The sequence below is a fragment of the Oleiphilus sp. HI0066 genome (assembly GCF_001635725.1).
Genome location: NZ_LWFH01001156.1, coordinates 14,662 through 32,766 on the forward strand (window position 1 = coordinate 14,662; position 18,105 = coordinate 32,766).

An 18,105-nucleotide genomic window follows, 5' to 3' on the forward strand; every position below is an offset into this window, starting at 1 on the left:
CGTACTTAAAATCGCCTATTGTATATTCCTATTGTTGGCCGTCTGGCCAAAAAAACAGGCGCATACTAACAGATGACCACTTGTTTCCCAAGCAGATTGTCTAAAGTGTCGTTAAGCTGTCATATTTGAGGCGTAGCATTAGTCGGCTTGTCGTCTCAAAAAAGCAGGGATATCAAGGTAGTCAACACTCGGAGCCGGCGCCACATCTTGACTTACCGCCGCGTTACCCTGAGTTTCGGCAACTGCGCGACGACGACTCACTGCTGGGCGATCCAACTTGTTGTAGTCTGTTTTACCGTCCACTGCTTTAGGCGCAGTATTATCGACAACCTTCACAGGCTTATCAGCAACACTTGAAAGACCTGTTGCAACAACAGTCACTTTAAGCTCATCGGTCATCTCATTATCAATAACCGTACCGACAACCACTGTTGCTGATTCCGACGCAAATTCTTCAACGATGCTACCTACCTCTGAGAACTCACCTAAGTTCAAATCAAGACCTGCAGTAATATTCACTAGAATACCGCGCGCACCTTGAAGGTTAATGTCTTCTAATAGCGGACTGCGAATAGCTGCTTCGGCTGCTTCACGTGCACGATTTTCACCTGACGCAGTACCTGTGCCCATCATCGCCATGCCCATTTCAGACATAACAGTTTTCACGTCTGCAAAGTCAACGTTGATCATACCAGGGCGAATAATCAAATCCGCAATACCCTGAACGGCACCCTGCAACACGTCATTTGCAGCACCAAACGCATCAAGCAAACTTGTATTTTTACCAAGAACGGCAAGTAACTTTTCATTAGGGATGGTGATCAGAGAGTCTACGTTTTCAGCAAGTTCTGCTAAACCCGAGTCTGCGATCTTCATTCGCTTACTACCTTCAAATGGGAACGGCTTAGTCACAACAGCAACCGTTAAAATTCCCATATCACGAGCAACCTCTGCCACAATCGGCGCACCACCAGTACCAGTACCACCGCCCATTCCGGCAGTGATGAAAACCATGTCAGCGCCTTTTAAAGACTCTGCAATACGCTCACGATCTTCTAAGGCCGCTTGCTTACCCACTTCTGGGTTAGCGCCTGCACCAAGACCTTTTGTTATGGTACTGCCTAACTGAATAATAGATTTCGCATCAAGGTCTTTAAGTGCTTGCGCATCTGTGTTCGCACACAGAAACTCAACACCATCAACATCGCCAGTCAGCATGTGTCGAACAGCGTTACCGCCGCCTCCGCCAACACCAACGACCTTGATCACCGCGTTTTGCGATATATTCTCAACAATCTCGAACATCACCCTATCTCCTAATTATAATTTTTCAATCTGCTAGTTGTTTCTAATACTTTTTTAGTTTTAAAAATTACCGGTAAACCAGTTTTTAAGCTTACTCACTACCCCTTCCGCCGGAGCTGATTTAGTACCCGGAATGGCACCTGCTTCTTTCTGATTCAACCCGTAAATAAGTAACCCAACACCTGTTGCATACATTGGGTTGTTTACTACATCGGACAATCCTGTCACTTTTTGTGGACTTGCTAAGCGCACAGGCATATGGAAAATTTCCTCTGCCAATTCCACAACACCCTCCATTTTTGATGTGCCGCCGGTCAATACAACGCCTGCGGCAACCAAATCTTCAAAACCACTCCGTCTCAATTCTTGTTGAACAAGAGTGAATAATTCGTCATAACGCGGCTCAACAACCTCCGCCAATGCTTGGCGAGATAAATCTCGCGGAGGACGATCCCCAACCGAAGGCACTTTGATCGTGTCACCCTCTCCCGCTAACTGCGTAAGCGCGCAGGCATACTTAATTTTTATCTCTTCAGCATTCTGAGTCGGAGTTCGTAATGCCATCGCGATATCATTAGTAACCTGATCACCCGCGATCGGTATAACGGCAGTGTGGCGAATCGAACCACCCGTGAATATCGCCATATCGGTCGTACCTCCGCCGATATCTACAACACAAACGCCTAGCTCTTTTTCATCATCCGTTAACACTGCATAGGCGGACGCCAATTGCTCAAGAATAATGTCATCGACATCTAGGTCGCACTGCTGAACACACTTCTCAATGTTCTGTGAGGCATTCACTGCACATGTAACAAGATGCACTTTTGCTTCTAAACGCACCCCCGACATTCCAAGCGGCTCTTTGATGCCCTCTTGGCTATCGATAACGTATTCTTGTGGCAATATGTGCAACACTTTTTGATCTGCAGGAATCGCTACGGCTTGTGCTGCGTCGATCACGCGATCGATATCCGCCTGCACCACTTCCCGGTCTTTCACAGCGACAATGCCATGTGAATTCAGACTCTTAATATGACTCCCCGCAATGCCAGCGTAGACAGAATGAATATTACAACCTGCCATTAATTCTGCTTCTTCTACTGCTCTCTGAATGGCATTCACTGTCGTTTCAATGTTTACGACTACACCACGTTTAAGGCCACGCGAAGGATGAGATCCAATACCCACGATCTCAACACTCCCGTCTTCGCCACGCTTACCCACGATCGCGACGACCTTCGAAGTGCCGATGTCTAACCCTACGGTCAAGCTGTCATCGAAGTTGCTTGCCATTTCTTTATCCCACAGTTCGTTATATTTTATTGGTGCACTGGGTTACCGCTGTATTGATAACCTGATGCGACTTCCAATTCTTTCCAGCGCACAGAAACACCGTTGGTGTATCGTGCATCTAATCTTTCTACCGCTGCCTGCGCATCCACTTGCAAGCCTTGATAAACCTTTAACGCTCGCTCAAGGCGGTTCTCTGTTGTATCGGTACCAAGCTCAATCACCGGACCGTTCGCCAACCCTAAGCTCCATGCGCCACGCTCATTCAACACTAACTGGTCAGCACTAAGCCCCCACGCCATTAACTTGCTTTCAATGTCGGCCATGTAAGTAAGCATTTCTGTTCGTGTTCTTAAGCTTGCCGATTCAGGACCATTAAATAATGGACGGCCATCAGCTCGCTCAGTTGTTGAGGGAGTAAACACTTCCCCTTTGCTATTTAAGTAAGACTCATGCCCCCAGTTAGCCACGGCAATTTGCTCTTGAATTTGCACACCAACCGCACTTGGCCATTTACGATGAATCACTGCAGATTCAACCCATGCCAAGGCTTCTAATTCTTTTTGAATTTGCTGAATGTCAATCGAGAAAAAACTCTGCCCAATAAAAGGTTCGAGCACATTTGATACATCATGTTTACTCAACTCATTGAATGAACTAGACACCTCGAAATGCTCTATTGGCTGATCAACCACCCCAGCAATCTGATCGCTGAAATAGGCAAATATGACGACTGATACTGACAGCGCCGCCGCAACACAATAAGCCTTCCAAACACCCTGATTTGTCAATATTTGGCGTGTACTACTCGATTTTGCTTTCATATCCATTGTGGATTTACTCATGGTTGCCGCACTCACGCTAAGCCTCCAACATGCAAAGTTTGTTTTAATACTTCTGTTACCAACTCAGGCATTTCTATTCCTTTATGCCTTGCAGCCATAGGTATCAAACTATGATCAGTCATCCCTGGAATCGTATTCACTTCTAATAACCAAAACTTGCCATTTCGATCTTGCATCACGTCCACTCGACCCCAACCTTCACATCCCAAGGCATCGAATGCTTGTTGCGATAATGACGCAATGTGTTGCTCATCTTCTGGACTCAAACGACTTGGCAAAAAGTACTCAGTTTCATCAGATTTATACTTTGCCTCGTAGTCATAAAACGTCGCTGTCGTCTTCAGACCAATAACTGGAAGAGTCTCTTCTCCTAAAATGCCGACTGTAAATTCTTTGCCATCTACCCACGCTTCAAGAATGACTTCTTGATCAAGCGCTAAGGCACTTTGTAAAGCGGCATCTAGCTGAGACTGCTCACTCACTTTTGATACACCAATTGACGAACCTTCTCTTGAAGGTTTCACCGCCATTGGAAATCCAATCAAGCTCACCAGCTGCGCGACAAGCTTAGGGTTCATTTCGTCGACATATCCGAATGTTGGTGTCGGTAATTGGCGCCCTTGCCAAAGTAACTTGCTGCGCAATTTATCCATAGCTAACGCAGAGCCCATCACACCGCTTCCGGTATAAGGAATTCCAACTGCTTCAAGAACGCCTTGAATCACTCCGTCTTCGCCGCCACGGCCATGTAACGCTAGAAACACGCGGTCATAACCCTGCCCAATCAAAGCGTTAATATCACCTTGATAATCGACTAATTCTGCTTCGATTCCAGCCTCAAGTGCCGCGCGATAAACCGCTTCACCGCTATTGAGTGATACTTCGCGCTCGGCAGAACAACCCCCACAAACGACCGCTACTTTACCTAAAGACTCAACGAGGGCTGAATCTGCGATAAACGATGTTGTCATGCCCCCTCCTTCGCTTTAAATGACTGAGCAAGGCTCAGACTAATCTGTCCTACATTACCAGCACCTTGCGTTACTACGAGGTCGTTTTCATCTAAGAGATTTAAAAGCACAGATTCGAGCTCTTCCGTATCCTCGACATAGATCGGATCTAAGCCAGAACGCTGACGGATACTTCGACAAAGCGCGCGACTATCTGCTCCTGGAATTGGCTTTTCACCCGCGGCGTAAACATCCAACATGATCAGCACATCAACCTCTGACAGGACGCGTACGAAGTCTTCATACAGGTCACTCGTTCGGCTATAACGGTGTGGTTGAAACACCATCACTAAACGTTTTTCAGGCCAACCATCGCGAATAGCTTTTATGGTCACGCCCACTTCACTCGGATGATGCCCATAGTCATCCACCAACATGAACGACTTCTCTTCAATCTGGAAATTACCTTGCAACTGGAAGCGACGTCCCACGCCTTGAAAATCTGCTAAAGCCGACAAGATTGCATCATCAGCAACGCCTTCGTCTGTTGCAACAGCAATGGCTGCCAATGCATTAAGGACGTTGTGCTCACCTGGCATTTGGAAATCAACTTCTAAATCTGGCTTATCTCCCGCACGAATCGCCGTGAAACTCGTTAATTGTCCACTTTGTCTGACATTTTCGGCTCGCACATCTGCAGACTCATTAAAGCCATAGGTAATGACTGCACGTGAGATGGATGGAATTAACTCTTCGACGACTGGGTCATCTATACACATCACGGCGGTGCCATAGAACGGAAGATTGTGCAGAAAATCTACAAAGGTTTGCTTTAGCCGACCAAAGTCTCCGCCATAGGTATGCATATGATCTGCTTCGATGTTGGTGACGACAGAAACCATTGGGGTGAGATGTAAAAAAGACGCATCGCTCTCATCTGCTTCTGCAACAAGATATCTCGACCCGCCTAACTTCGCGTTTGTGCCGGCACTATTCAGACGCCCACCAATTACGAAAGTTGGATCCATACCACCAGCGCCAAGAATCGACGCGATCAAACTTGTTGTCGTTGTCTTGCCATGCGTTCCGGCAATCGCGATACCATGACGATATCGCATTATTTCGGCCAACATCTCAGCGCGAGGCACAATCGGAATGCGCGCAGAGCGAGCTGCCATAATCTCAGGATTTTCTTCGTTGATAGCACTTGAAACAACAATGACATTCGCACCATCAACATTGCTTGCGCGATGGCCAATAAATACTTGTGTACCTAGGTTAGTTAAATGACGTGTTGTCGCACTTTCTTGAATATCAGAACCGCTAATTTCATACCCTTGATTCAGCAATACTTCTGCAATACCACACATGCCAGAGCCGCCAATTCCGATAAAGTGAATCCGCTTAATTCTGCGCATTTCAGGTATTTCAATATTCTTAGTGATTGAAACTTCAGACACGAGCAAGCCTCCCACATTCTTCCGCTAAGTCTCGCGCTGCATTTGGTTTCGCAATACTAAGCGCGGCGGCTGCCATATTTCGCATCGAGTTTTGATCTTCGAATAGAGGAACCAATACCTTGTTTAATCTCTCAGCAGTCAATTCAGATTGTGCAATCATATGCGCAGCACCTGCATCCACAGATGACTTCGCATTCAAAGTTTGATGGTCATCAACCGCATGCGGAAATGGAACGAACACTGCGCCCAAGCCCGCTGCAGCTAACTCAGAAACCGTGAGTGCCCCTGCTCTGCAAATAACAAGATCAGCCCATGAATAGGCATCTGCCATGTCGTCAATAAATTCTGTGGTTTTAGCTTGCACATCTAGTTGTTCGTACAACGATTGCGTCGCTTTTAGCTTACCTTTACCAGATTGATGGATTATTTCTGGGCGTGTGTTTTGATCTAGCAGAGCCATCGCCGCTGGTACGACTTCATTCAACTTCTGAGCACCTAAGCTACCACCTACAACCAATATGCGCGGTTGACGCGACGCATCCCATTTTTTGTCGTTACTAGACTGGTTCAACGCAACAATTTCTTCCCTAATCGGATTTCCAATTAGTGTTGCTCTCACGGCAGAACCAAAGCTATTTGGAAAAGCCTCATACACGGCTTTGGCTATCTTCGCCAAGATCCGATTCGTCATTCCCGCAACGGCATTTTGCTCATGAACGACCAATGGGCGACCAGACAATCTAGCTGCAAGGCCCCCAGGACCAGATGCAAATCCACCCATTCCCACGACCAAATGCGGCTTCACTTTATTGAGAACACCAAAAGCTTGAATTAAGGCATGCACCAAGTTGAATGGAGCCTTTAAAAGAGCAAGCTTGCCTTTGCCTCTTAGCCCGCTCACGCTAATGCCATAAAAGGGTATGCCCTGTTTCTCAATGACCGACTGCTCGAAACCACCATTAGATCCAAGCCAAGCAACATTCGCCCCTTGCTCTTGTAACTTTCTAGCCGTTGCAAGAGCAGGAAATACATGACCACCTGTTCCGCCAGCCATCATCAAATACGTTTTCATGAAGACTCTCCTATTCTTGCATGGAGGGTTTCATGATGAACGCGCAACAAAATCGCGATAGCAGCAATACTTATAATCAAACTACTTCCGCCATAACTCACCAAGGGCAAGGTCAAGCCCTTAGTTGGCAATAAGCCCATGTTCACGCCCAAGTTAATGCTTGCTTGAACGCCTAGTAGTATTGCGATGCCATATGAGAAATAAGCATGGAAAAGCAGCCCTGCTTTTTCAGCCACACGTGCAATTTTGAATGCGCGGTAAATCAACCACGAAAATAATGCGACGACGATTAAAGAACCAATCAGTCCGAATTCTTCCGCAAGAATAGCGAATACAAAATCGGTGTGAGCTTCTGGCAAATAAAACTGCTTCTGCAAGCTATTACCTAGCCCAACGCCAAGTATTTCACCTCTTCCAAAAGCAATCAGAGATTGTGTTAACTGATAACCTGCGCCAAATTGATCTGCCCACGGGTCGGTATAACCAATTAATCGCTCCATGCGATACGGTTGAGACCAAATCAAAGCCACTACGATTAATAAGCAGGCGACAACGAGAACACCGAATTGATGCAGCTTCGCACCACTCAAGAAAATCATTCCCATGAACGCAGCGCCTATTACGACGGTCGCCCCAAAATCAGGCTCGCTAAGCAAGAGGAAAGCCGCGATAGTGAGCACTAACATAGGCTTAGTAAAACCCCACCAAGACTGTCTGACTTCGTCATGACGTCGAACCAGGTATCCAGCTAGATATGCAACGAGCAATAACTTCGCAGGTTCAGAAGGCTGGATATTAATGCCACCTAAGCCGATCCAGCGTGTACTACCATTAACGGTTTTTCCGATTCCGGGTAACAACACTAGCGCTAACAAGAACAAAGAAGCGCCGAGTAAATAAAAGGCATGTTTCTGCCAGAAACTAATCGGCATCATGAACACAATCGCGCCTGCAACCAAGCCAATCAATGCAAAAGCTGCATGACGTGTAAAATAGAAGAATGGGTCATTATTTCGCACATCTGCAACATCAATCGAAGCAGACGCAATCATAATTAAACCGATCAAAAGAAGGCTTAAAGCCGAAATAATGAGCCCTTTGTCGATCATCATTACAAACTGCAACTGCTGCTGATTTAACATTCCCGCATGAGTGCTCATAATTGGGCCACCTCATCCTTGAATGCTTGGCCACGCACTTCGAAATTCTTATACATATCGAAGCTTGCACATGCTGGCGAAAACAGCACTAAATCATTACTTTCTGCTGTGTCGCTTGCCAACTGAACAGCCGCCCTCAGCGTATCTACAATCGTAACAGGAAGGATTGATTCAACGGCTTCAGCAATTACATTCGCATCGACCCCAAAAGCGATAACCGAGCGTGTAAACTCTGTGACAGGTTTTTTGAGCTCATGAAGTGTCGCGCCTTTGGCGTCACCGCCAGCGATTAATATAACCTTTCCACCATCCGCCAATTGCGGGCCATACCCAGCAATCGCTGCGGCCGTTGCGCCACCGTTAGTGCCTTTAGAGTCATTAATAAAGGTCACGCCATTAAGCTGTCTCACCCACTCACACCGATGCTCTAGACCTATGAAGTTTTTCAAGGCATTCAACATCGCATCAAATGGTAGGCCTGCCGCATACCCCATCGCGAGAGCCGCAAGTGCATTACTGTAGTTATGTTTGCCGGCGATCTTTAATTCTGAAACGTCAATGAGACTCTCAAAACCATGCATCAAGGTTGCGCCAAGGCGCTCATCTGAAAAACCAAATTTATTAAGATCTAAACTATTGAGGCCATAATGAAGGATCTTCATTCCTTGCGCTTGCAAGGGCTGGCTCAGCGCCTCATCGTCATTAACGACAACCGTTTTCGCGCCTCTAAAAATTCGCTGTTTAGCTTGTAGATAAGCCATTTTGCTGTCATAGCGATCCATATGATCTTCGCTAATATTCAGTAAACAAGCGACGTCGGCATTGAGTTTATTAACGAGCTCTAGTTGAAAACTAGACAACTCCATCACGTAAAGCTCAACGTCATCTTCGAGAAGATCTAATGCAGGAGTTCCTAAGTTACCGCCAACACGAACATTGATGCCCGCATTTGCAGCCATTTCTCCAACTAGGGTCGTAACCGTACTTTTACCGTTTGATCCTGTAATCGCGATCATTGGTGCATTTACATGTTCAGCAAACAGATCAATGTCACCGCGGACTGCTACGCCAGCTTCTTTAGCTTTTTGAATAGCAGGGTATTTCGGATCTAGACCAGGACTCAGAATCAGCTCTGAATAATTACATAAGGCATCATCAGCAATCTCTCCGAGTGAAATCGCCACATCTGGGTACATGTTTTTAACTTGGTCTAGGTTCGGCGGGTTTTGGCGGGTATCTGCCATGGAGAAAGACCGCCCAATTCGCTTTAAAAAGCGCGCACAAGATAGCCCGGTCTCACCAAGACCCAACACTAAACTATGCTTGTCAGAAGCAATCAAACTCATTCTCTTAACGTACCTTAAGTGTCGCTAAACCAATTAACACAAGAATTACAGTAATAATCCAAAAACGAACAATGACCCGCGGCTCAGGCCAACCTTTTAATTCAAAGTGGTGATGCAAAGGCGCCATGCGAAAGATTCGACGTCCGGTCAACTTGTACGAGGCCACTTGCAAGATTACGGAGATCGTTTCCATTACGAACACGCCACCCATAATGAACAATACGATCTCTTGTCGAACGATAACTGCCACCACTCCTAGAGCTGCACCTAAAGCCAAGGCGCCAACATCGCCCATAAAAACTTGTGCCGGATAGGTGTTGAACCACAAAAAGCCCAAACCGGCGCCGACCATCGCGCCACAAAATACAACGAGCTCACCGGAACCAGGGACAAAAGGAATATGCAGATAGTCTGCGAATACAGCATTACCAGATACATATGCGAAGATGCCCAACGCACCAGCGACTAGCACCGTTGGCATAATGGCTAAACCGTCTAACCCATCTGTTAAGTTCACCGCATTTGAGGTACCCACTAATACGAAATACGTCAGCACAATAAAGCCAGGGCCTAGATCAAAGATCACATCTTTGAATACTGGAATAATGAGCGCAGTTTCTTGCGGCAGTTCTGCTGTTAAATACAAGGCGAAAGCAGCAACAATCGCAGCAACAGATTGCCAGAAATATTTCCAACGAGCCGGAAGACCTTTTGAGTTTTTCTCGACCACTTTTCGATAATCGTCGACCCAACCGATCGCACCAAATGCAAGACAAACAAACAAAGTGATCCATACATAGCGATTACTAAGATCCGCCCATAACAGCGTTGCAATGCCGATGGCTACGAGAATCAAGGCACCGCCCATTGTCGGCGTACCTGCTTTACTCAAGTGAGATTGCGGCCCATCGTCACGTACCGACTGACCAATCTGACGCGTTGTTAGCTTATTAATCATATGAGGGCCGACCCACAATGCGATCAATAGCGCTGTAATAATCCCCAATATCCCTCGGAACGTGAGATATTGAAAAACTGATAGAAAACTAAAATATTCGCTGAAAACTTCAGCCAACCAGAAAAGCATTACGCCTGACCTCGCCTAAACAATTCAATAACTTCCTCAAGTGCGACAAAACGCGATGCTTTTAATAAAACTGTCGCTGGTAGGTCAGATAGTTGCGCCAATGCCTCTGCAATTTCGCTTTTACTTTCAAATACTTTTGCTTTTTCGCCGAGCTCACTCGCCATTTCCAAAGCAAAATTACCCAATAACCAAACTTCGTCCACTGGGAGTTCACTTGCGTACTGCGCAAGCTCCCTGTGCATTTCTCCTGCTAGCGAACCTAATTCGCCCATTTCACCTAAAACAGCAATACGATTGCCGCCGTGAGCTGCCAATACGTCTAAAGCCGCTTTCATCGATGATGGGTTTGCGTTGTAGCAGTCATCAATCACCGATAGATTCTCATTTAATTTAATCAGGGCCTGGCGTCCACCCTCAGGCTTAAAATTAGCTAAGCCCTGCGCGATATCTTCCATTGAAACGCGCAGAGCAATAGCAGCAGCTGCACATGCCAATGCATTTGACACATTGTGAACACCACCTGCATTTAAACTGACTCTAACGCAGTCATCTTCAAAACAGAGATCAAACACGGCTGCACTGGCATGCAATGAGATATTCTTGGCATATACATCAGCGGAATCAGACTCAATCGAATATGTAAGTACACGCTTACCATCTAATTTTTTCAGCCAAGTTTTATGAGCCTTGTCATCAATATTAACGACTGCAACACCTTCATCAGAGAGTACGTCGTATATCTCACCCTTACCTTTGACGATATTTTCATAGCCGCCAAACTCGCCAATATGTGCGGAGCCAGCATTTAACAGAATCGACACATCTGGGTGCACAAAACGCCCTAGATAAGCGATATCACCAATATGTCGAGCACCAAGTTCAATAACCGCAGAACACTGCTCTTGCTGTAATGACATTAGTGTTTTCGGCACACCAATTTCATTATTTTCATTCGCCTTAGTTGCGCCAACCTCGCCAACCATCGCCATAATCGCAGACAGCATTTTGCGTGTAGTTGTTTTGCCCGAACTTCCTGTAATTGCGATAACGGGTGCATCGAATTGATCTCGACAATATCGACCGATAAAACCTAGCGCTTCACGGCTATCGCCTACAATGAGTTGCGGTAGCGAAACGCTTTGCTTTTCCTCAACGACTATTGCAACAGCTCGGTCGCTGACTTGATCTACAAAACCGTGTCCATCGAATTGTTCACCGCGTAAAGCAAGGTATAAATCACCGTCTTTGATCGTTCGCGAATCAGTGCTAACGCCGGTAAATTCAACGTCATTGCCGATCAAAGCACCGCGCGTCATATCCCCTAACGTGCTTAAAGCCATTGATGCAATCATTTCTGCACCTCTTCAGCCAATAAGTGATCGCAACAATCGCTGTCGCTAAAATATGAGCGCACGCCATTCACTTCTTGGTAATCTTCATGCCCTTTGCCGGCGATAAGAACAACGTCATCAACTGAAGCGCTGTGATACGCATGGGAAATTGCCTGAGCTCGATCCGCGATACAAATAACATCGTCTTGATCAGAAAACACACTCGCGATTTGAGAAATAATTTGCTCGGGATCTTCAGTGCGAGGGTTATCGCTAGTAATAACGCAGACATCCGCAAATTCTTTTGCGATCAAGCCCATCTGTGCGCGCTTTCCTTGATCACGATCACCACCACAACCAAATACAACATGTATGCGTTTTGGCTCCAAATTACGGATGGTTTGAAGTACGTTCTCTAAAGCATCTGGTGTATGAGCATAGTCAACAACAAGCGCTGGTTTATCAGTAACGCGATGCAGCTCCATTCTTCCCTTAACGGCTTTTAACTGATTGATTGCATTTAACTCAATCACCGAGCACAGCTTCGCAAGTGCTACTCCTAATACCGCCATCACGTTGTAGAGGTTAAATTGCCCAAGGAGGTCACTGTTAAGATCAATAATCTTGTCAGCCACTTCTATTTTCGCTGTTGTCGTCATTCCCAACTGAAAATCTTTCACCAACACTTCGGCTGAGCCATTCAATGAGAATCGTAACTTCCGAACTTCAGGTCGCAAAGCTTGAAACATCACGCTAGCGTATTCATCGTCAGCATTAATTACTGCATAGCGCAAACCTTCGCTCGCAAACAAACGCGCCTTCGCCTTGGCATATTCAGCCATGGTCTGATGATAATCCAAGTGATCACGGCTTAAATTGGTAAACACAGCACCTTCAAATCGCACGCCATCAACACGACCTTGATCTAGACCGTGCGAGCTAACTTCCATCGCGACTAGCTCAGCACCCGCATCACGAAGATTTGCCAAGTACTTATGCACATCAACAACACTCGGCGTGGTATGGCCGGTATCAGTTAACTCCTCATCACGGGCACACAAACCATATCCTAGTGTCCCAATGACAGCAGAGGAAACGCCTAATGATGCAAAAAACTGCGCGATATAATTCACGACAGACGTCTTTCCGTTCGTACCAGTCACACCGATTACTTGAAGCTCTTCACTAGGCTTATGAAAGAACCGATGCGCAATTTCACCCACGAAATTACTTAAATTAGGAACAAACAATTCAATCGCACGACCATCCTCATGTACGGTCAGGTCATTCGCTTCGTTTGCATTACAATCAATCAGCACAGCAGCAGCACCGCGTTCGATCGCATCTTGCACATAGGTACTTGCAGGAGAATTTATACCTGGTAAGGCAAGGAATAAATCGCCTTGCTTAACTTTCCGACTATCGGAAACAAGCCCATGTATTTGAGTGTTCAATGCAGAGGGGACATGCTGTATGCCGAGCAAAAGACTTGCTAAATCCGAGTGATATTGGCGTGCTTTATTCATATCAACCGCGACCTCCTGCTAACGAAGACTCAACCTTGTTAACGTGCATAAGCTGGGAGAACTTGTCTGGTTCGACACTCAAAATTCGCATCGCACCATCTACGACACGTGAGAATATTGGCGCGGCAACTTCACCGCCGTAATATTCAGCGCCTGCAGGCGCATCAATCACAACAACGGTTGCGATTTTTGGATCATTAATTGGCGCTACACCTGCAAATAGGGCTTTGTACTCTTCTGCGTTATAACCATCTCTTCCTACTGTATGAACAGTACCTGTTTTGCCACCAACACTATAAAGAGGCACCTGCGCTCGCGTTCCCGTCCCACCTTTTTCAACCGTTGCGCGCATGGCTTTTAAGAGCTCATTCGACACAGACTCCGGCAATACTCGCTCCACAGGTTCTTTTGACTCTTTCTTGATAAGACTTAAGGATGGCTTCAATCCGCCATTCCCCAAAACCATATAGGCCTGAGCAAGCTGAAGAGCAGTCGTACTCAAACCGTAACCGTATGACATTGCAGCCAATTCAACCGGCTGCATATTGAAAGGATTAGGTAATTGCCCGATGTTTTCACCCGGAAATCCAATACCTGTACCTTGCCCCAAACCAAGCGCATAAAACGAATCCCACAAAGCCTCTGGACCCAGATCAAGCGCCAATTTACTTGTTCCGACATTACTTGATTTAGCGATCACTTCTAGCAAGCTCAAACGGCCGTAATCTCTATGATCACGTATTGAGCGACCGCCTAAACGTAAAAAACCTGGAGAGGTTTCAACACTACTGTTGAGTGCGTATTTCTCAGACTCTAGAGCCGAAGCCAAGGTCACAAGCTTCATGGTCGAGCCCGGCTCAAATAGGTCCGTAATAGCTCGATTACGCAGATGTGACACGTTGAGATTTGATCGATTATTCGGGTTGTAAGATGGCTGATTCACCATTGCTAAGACTTCACCGGTTTCGATATCTAGAACCACAACTGACCCCGCTCTTGCACGGTGGATATCTACAGCAGCCTTCAACTCTCGGTAAGCAAGATATTGCAGGCGCATATCAATCGAAAGGCTAATGTCATTACCCGACTGCGCCAGCTCTACGACACCTAAGTCTTTAATAACTTGACCGGCACGGTTCTTCAAAACACGGTGCTTACCCTCTCGACCAGTTAACCACTCGTCATACGCGAGTTCGATACCCTCTTGGCCTTTTTCATCGATATTTGAGAAGCCCACAATGTGTGAAGCGACTTCACCTGCAGGGTAAAATCGCTTGTATTCTCTGCGGCTGTAAATACCAGAAAAACCCAGCTGCAATGCTTGCTGGGCTTCGTGAGGTGCTGCTTTTCTTTTGAGATAAACGAACTGCTTGTCTCGATTACTTTCAAGCCGCCGTTTGAGCCAACGTTTATTCACTCCAAGCGCGGCGGCAAGCTGAGCATATTCTTCATCCCCAAGTTTGACTTGGGTTGGATTTGCATAAATGGTTTCGACCGCTGCACTTATTGCCAGAGGCTCACCATATCGGTCAGATATTGTGCCTCGGTGTGCATCTAAGCGCTCAAGACGAATGGAGCGCACATCGCCTTGATGCGATAAAAAGCTTTGTTCGAAGATGTGCAAGTGCACAGCCCGACCCATCAAGGTCAAAACAACCAAGCACAAAATCGCAAGTAACGCATAATAGCGCCACATTACAATATGTGTGTTTGTTAAAGGCTTATCACTCACTTCGATATCCCAATTATTGTACTAACTCGATGGCGCTTACATTAGGTAGCACCATTTCTAATTCTTGCGTCGCGACGCTTTCAATCTGCCCTGGAGAGGCAAATGCACTCTGCTCTAAAAGCAACTGCGCCCATTCCAACTGAAGCTGATCATTACGCTCTTGAAGCAAAGCTTGCTCAGCGAATAGTTCGCGTGAAATATGCGACGAATACACAACACCAAGTGCCGTTAATGTCATTACCAACACCAAACCCATCGACAGCAACAATTCTTTGACCGGCAACACTTGCCAGATAGCTTGAAGTCGCTGAGCAACCCCGTCTTCACTGAGACCTGCATCAAACAGAGGCTTAACAGTGCCTTTTAAGGATTCAGCATGTCGCGCACGCAGGAAAAATCTTAAGTATTCATTCATCACTCAGCTTCTCCAACACGCGCATCACTGCGCTACGGGATCGTGGATTTTGTTCAATCTCTTCTTTGCTCGGCTTAATGGCCTTACTCATCAACTTAAACCGTCGCGTTATATCACTTTCTAAAACAGGGACGCCCGGTGGCGGCTCATCCCCTTTCGCTAATTTTTTCATCGCCCGCTTGACCATTCGATCTTCCAGTGAGTGAAAGCTAATAACCACAAGGCGACCACCTACTTTCAATGCACTCACAGCGCACTCAAGGAACAACTCTAAATCAGCTAATTCTTTGTTAATCTCAATACGTATTGCCTGAAAAGCTCTCGTCGCTGGATGCTTATGCTTCTCCCATGCGGGATTCGCTTCAGACACAATATTTGCAAGCTTCAAGGTGGTATCAATGACTTGCTTAGATCTCGCCTCGACGATTGCAGCAGCTATGCGCTTAGCAAAACGCTCTTCACCATAATCTCTTAGTACACGCACCAACCCTTGCTCTTCGACTTCTGCGAGCCACTGCTGAGCACTAACACCAGCACTGGTATCCATGCGCATATCAAGAGGGCCGTCGTTCATAAAACTAAAACCTCGATCAGCTTCGTCCAACTGCGGTGACGAAACACCTAGATCAACCAATACTCCATCTGCCAACTCATCACCACGCTTAGCTAAATACAGTGGAATATCGACAAACGAGCCATGCTCTATCTCAAAACGGGCGTCTTCATCATGAAGTTTGTTTGCAACCTCAATAGCAGCTAGATCTTTATCAACTCCAACCAAACGCCCTGATTCTGACAAACGACTTAAAATGAGACGGCTATGCCCACCTCTGCCAAAGGTTCCATCAACATATAGTCCTTCTTCATTGCCTATAAGCGCATCAACGGCTTCATTAAGAAGCACTGTAATATGGGCAGAGTCAGTCATAGCTATAGCGACAAGTTATTTAATTGTTCTGGAATATCATCATCAGACTCGTCAGCATCAAGCCAATCAATCCAACGTTGCTCACTCCACAATTCAAATTTCTTACCTTGACCAATCAACATGGTTTTCTTTTCAAGCCCAGCATATTCGCGCAGAGGCGTAGGCAAAAGAATGCGTCCATTTGCATCCATTTCTAATGGCGTTGCATAACCGATCATGAGTCGCTGAATTCTTCGAGAGGCTTTATTGAAACTAGGAAGTGCTTCGAGTTTAGGAAGAAGCTCTTGCCACTGATTTTCTGGATAAACCAACAAGCAACGCTCTTCGGTATGTGCAGTCACTACCACACGGCCACCACAAAAAGACGAAAGCGATTCCCGAATCTTCGTCGGAATCGCCATACGACCTTTTGCGTCCATGTTGATTGCGTGGCTGCCTAAAAACACCCTTCAAACCCCTGAATTATTATAATTTGGTAAAAAATACCAAAAAAACCCACCTTTCACTACTTTTTCCCACTATAGAAACTCAATAGTGCTAAATCAAGCAAATTTCGTAAGCAAAATGAGGGAAAGCAGCACCGTTAAAGGGGTTTGAGGAGATGAACCGGAGAAAAACAACAAGTCGCGAAGTGTTTTTTTCAATTATTTCAGTAGCATAAAGATCTATTCTAGAAATTACTTTAAGTTTAAGAATGTTTTGAACGATTAAGGAAAGGAAAGAAGGGAGTTCAACTATAAAGAGGAATTTTGAGCTTGCCTATAAGCCGGGTTCTGTCGAGGACAATCATTCATCTAGGCCTGACGTCACCATCAGGCTCAAGCAACCTACCCAAACCCAGCGCGAGCCACACCTTAGGGTTTCTATTTGGTCTTGCTCCGAGTGGGGTTTACCATCGCCACGAACTGTTACCAGTCGCGCGGTGCGCTCTTACCGCACCTTTTCACCCTTACCAACAATGCTGGCGGTATACTTTCTGCTGCACTTTCCGTAGGCTCGCGCCCCCCAGGGATTACCTGGCACTCTGCTCTATGGAGCCCGGACTTTCCTCTTCTCGAAAGAAGCGATTGTCCAGCAAGCTCGGCACGTAGTGTAATCACTAACAAATAGATCGCAAGTTTTTAATTGGCAATAAACAGGTAAGCGCGCTAGAAGAGAGGCTTAAACTCGTCTCTCACTGCTGTTCTTCGATTGGAATTGGCTGAATCAACGTTGAACACATAAGCATCCCCCGCATTTCGATCAAAATCATTCGGATCAACATTAATCGACGCGCGGCGATCGAAATCTCTATCTAAAACAAACCTAGTAGGGCCAAGCTCATTAGAACGCGCCTCGAACAAACGATCGACTCGATTTACCTCAAAATCTGGCTCGTCAGTTTCACCCTCAGGGTCATCTGCATTGATCACAGTTTGAATAGCAGCAGACTCTTCTTGAACGGCCTGTTCGATTACCGCAGCAGGCAACTCATCAACGAAACCCACCTCAAACCCAGAGCCTGATGAATTGCGCCGCTCATCAGCCCAAGCCTCAACCTGATCAGCTAAAGCAGAATCCAAAGGAGCACTTCCTTGGTCTTGCCCATCAACATCACCGTCTCGAAAAGGTAGCGACTCGTATCCATCTATTGTTATACCTGCCGCCGGAGAGCC

General features: G+C 46.3%; 16 protein-coding genes and 1 other RNA gene. All 17 read right to left on the minus strand.

Annotated elements, in window-relative coordinates; all coding sequences use genetic code 11:
• Window positions 1-138 precede the first annotated feature (138 nt).
• Window positions 139-1,305, minus strand: a complete 1,167-nt coding sequence (ftsZ, locus tag A3738_RS15350; protein ID WP_068477425.1) for a cell division protein FtsZ — start codon at window positions 1,303-1,305, stop codon at window positions 139-141.
• A 60-nt stretch (window positions 1,306-1,365) separates the two neighbouring features.
• Window positions 1,366-2,601: a cell division protein FtsA gene (gene ftsA, locus A3738_RS15355; protein ID WP_068477427.1), complete on the minus strand. Its 1,236-nt coding sequence runs from the start codon at window positions 2,599-2,601 to the stop codon at window positions 1,366-1,368.
• A 26-nt stretch (window positions 2,602-2,627) separates the two neighbouring features.
• Complete coding sequence (locus A3738_RS15360; RefSeq protein ID WP_068501891.1) at window positions 2,628-3,458, minus strand: cell division protein FtsQ/DivIB; 831 nt, start codon at window positions 3,456-3,458, stop codon at window positions 2,628-2,630.
• Window positions 3,455-4,414, minus strand: coding sequence for a D-alanine--D-alanine ligase (locus A3738_RS15365; protein WP_068477431.1), 960 nt, complete (start codon window positions 4,412-4,414; stop codon window positions 3,455-3,457). The genes A3738_RS15360 and A3738_RS15365 overlap by 4 nt, the downstream gene beginning before the upstream one ends.
• Window positions 4,411-5,811: a UDP-N-acetylmuramate--L-alanine ligase gene (murC, locus tag A3738_RS15370; RefSeq protein ID WP_068477450.1), complete on the minus strand. Its 1,401-nt coding sequence runs from the start codon at window positions 5,809-5,811 to the stop codon at window positions 4,411-4,413. Before murC ends, A3738_RS15365 begins: the two co-directional genes overlap by 4 nt.
• Window positions 5,812-5,845: 34 nt before the next feature.
• Entirely contained in the window at window positions 5,846-6,925 is a 1,080-nt protein-coding gene (murG, locus tag A3738_RS15375; RefSeq protein WP_068477433.1) for an undecaprenyldiphospho-muramoylpentapeptide beta-N-acetylglucosaminyltransferase, read from the minus strand.
• Window positions 6,922-8,085 carry a putative lipid II flippase FtsW gene (gene ftsW, locus A3738_RS15380; protein ID WP_068477435.1) on the minus strand — a complete coding sequence of 388 codons (1,164 nt, stop codon included), beginning with the start codon at window positions 8,083-8,085 and terminating at the stop codon, window positions 6,922-6,924. Before ftsW ends, murG begins: the two co-directional genes overlap by 4 nt.
• The gene (murD, locus tag A3738_RS15385) at window positions 8,082-9,431 is read right to left on the minus strand and encodes a UDP-N-acetylmuramoyl-L-alanine--D-glutamate ligase (RefSeq protein WP_068477437.1); all 1,350 of its coding nucleotides are present in this window, start codon (window positions 9,429-9,431) and stop codon (window positions 8,082-8,084) included. Before murD ends, ftsW begins: the two co-directional genes overlap by 4 nt.
• A gap of 4 nt (window positions 9,432-9,435) precedes the next feature.
• Window positions 9,436-10,518, minus strand: a complete 1,083-nt coding sequence (gene mraY, locus A3738_RS15390; protein WP_068477440.1) for a phospho-N-acetylmuramoyl-pentapeptide-transferase — start codon at window positions 10,516-10,518, stop codon at window positions 9,436-9,438.
• Entirely contained in the window at window positions 10,518-11,870 is a 1,353-nt protein-coding gene (gene murF, locus A3738_RS15395) for a UDP-N-acetylmuramoyl-tripeptide--D-alanyl-D-alanine ligase (RefSeq protein ID WP_068501888.1), read from the minus strand. Before murF ends, mraY begins: the two co-directional genes overlap by 1 nt.
• Window positions 11,867-13,375: a UDP-N-acetylmuramoyl-L-alanyl-D-glutamate--2,6-diaminopimelate ligase gene (locus tag A3738_RS15400; RefSeq protein ID WP_068473642.1), complete on the minus strand. Its 1,509-nt coding sequence runs from the start codon at window positions 13,373-13,375 to the stop codon at window positions 11,867-11,869. The genes murF and A3738_RS15400 overlap by 4 nt, the downstream gene beginning before the upstream one ends.
• A gap of 1 nt (window position 13,376) precedes the next feature.
• A complete protein-coding gene (locus A3738_RS15405; protein ID WP_231876665.1) occupies window positions 13,377-15,107 on the minus strand; it encodes a penicillin-binding protein 2 in 1,731 nt (576 codons plus the stop codon).
• 13 nt (window positions 15,108-15,120) lie between these two features.
• A complete protein-coding gene (gene ftsL, locus A3738_RS15410; protein ID WP_082878246.1) occupies window positions 15,121-15,522 on the minus strand; it encodes a cell division protein FtsL in 402 nt (133 codons plus the stop codon).
• Window positions 15,515-16,450: a 16S rRNA (cytosine(1402)-N(4))-methyltransferase RsmH gene (gene rsmH / locus A3738_RS15415; protein WP_068473651.1), complete on the minus strand. Its 936-nt coding sequence runs from the start codon at window positions 16,448-16,450 to the stop codon at window positions 15,515-15,517. Before rsmH ends, ftsL begins: the two co-directional genes overlap by 8 nt.
• Before the next feature lie 2 nt (window positions 16,451-16,452).
• Window positions 16,453-16,896 carry a division/cell wall cluster transcriptional repressor MraZ gene (gene mraZ, locus A3738_RS15420; protein ID WP_068473654.1) on the minus strand — a complete coding sequence of 148 codons (444 nt, stop codon included), beginning with the start codon at window positions 16,894-16,896 and terminating at the stop codon, window positions 16,453-16,455.
• 300 nt (window positions 16,897-17,196) lie between these two features.
• An RNA gene (gene rnpB, locus A3738_RS15425) (RNase P RNA component class A) lies at window positions 17,197-17,533 on the minus strand.
• 65 nt (window positions 17,534-17,598) lie between these two features.
• Window positions 17,599-18,105: hypothetical protein (locus tag A3738_RS31165; RefSeq protein WP_197473878.1), on the minus strand; the 507-nt coding region annotated here is incomplete at its 5' end.

Bases quoted from the DNA above. Each gene is read 5' to 3' on its own strand.
- ftsZ (WP_068477425.1), bottom strand. From the start codon at position 1,305: ATGTTCGAGATTGTTGAGAATATATCGCAAAACGCGGTGATCAAGGTC.
- ftsA (WP_068477427.1), bottom strand. From the start codon at position 2,601: ATGGCAAGCAACTTCGATGACAGCTTGACCGTAGGGTTAGACATCGGC.
- A3738_RS15365 (WP_068477431.1), bottom strand. From the start codon at position 4,414: ATGACAACATCGTTTATCGCAGATTCAGCCCTCGTTGAGTCTTTAGGT.
- murC (WP_068477450.1), bottom strand. From the start codon at position 5,811: ATGCGCAGAATTAAGCGGATTCACTTTATCGGAATTGGCGGCTCTGGC.
- murG (WP_068477433.1), bottom strand. From the start codon at position 6,925: ATGAAAACGTATTTGATGATGGCTGGCGGAACAGGTGGTCATGTATTT.
- ftsW (WP_068477435.1), bottom strand. From the start codon at position 8,085: ATGAGCACTCATGCGGGAATGTTAAATCAGCAGCAGTTGCAGTTTGTA.
- murD (WP_068477437.1), bottom strand. From the start codon at position 9,431: ATGAGTTTGATTGCTTCTGACAAGCATAGTTTAGTGTTGGGTCTTGGT.
- mraY (WP_068477440.1), bottom strand. From the start codon at position 10,518: ATGCTTTTCTGGTTGGCTGAAGTTTTCAGCGAATATTTTAGTTTTCTA.
- murF (WP_068501888.1), bottom strand. From the start codon at position 11,870: ATGATTGCATCAATGGCTTTAAGCACGTTAGGGGATATGACGCGCGGT.
- A3738_RS15400 (WP_068473642.1), bottom strand. From the start codon at position 13,375: ATGAATAAAGCACGCCAATATCACTCGGATTTAGCAAGTCTTTTGCTC.
- ftsL (WP_082878246.1), bottom strand. From the start codon at position 15,522: ATGAATGAATACTTAAGATTTTTCCTGCGTGCGCGACATGCTGAATCC.
- rsmH (WP_068473651.1), bottom strand. From the start codon at position 16,450: ATGACTGACTCTGCCCATATTACAGTGCTTCTTAATGAAGCCGTTGAT.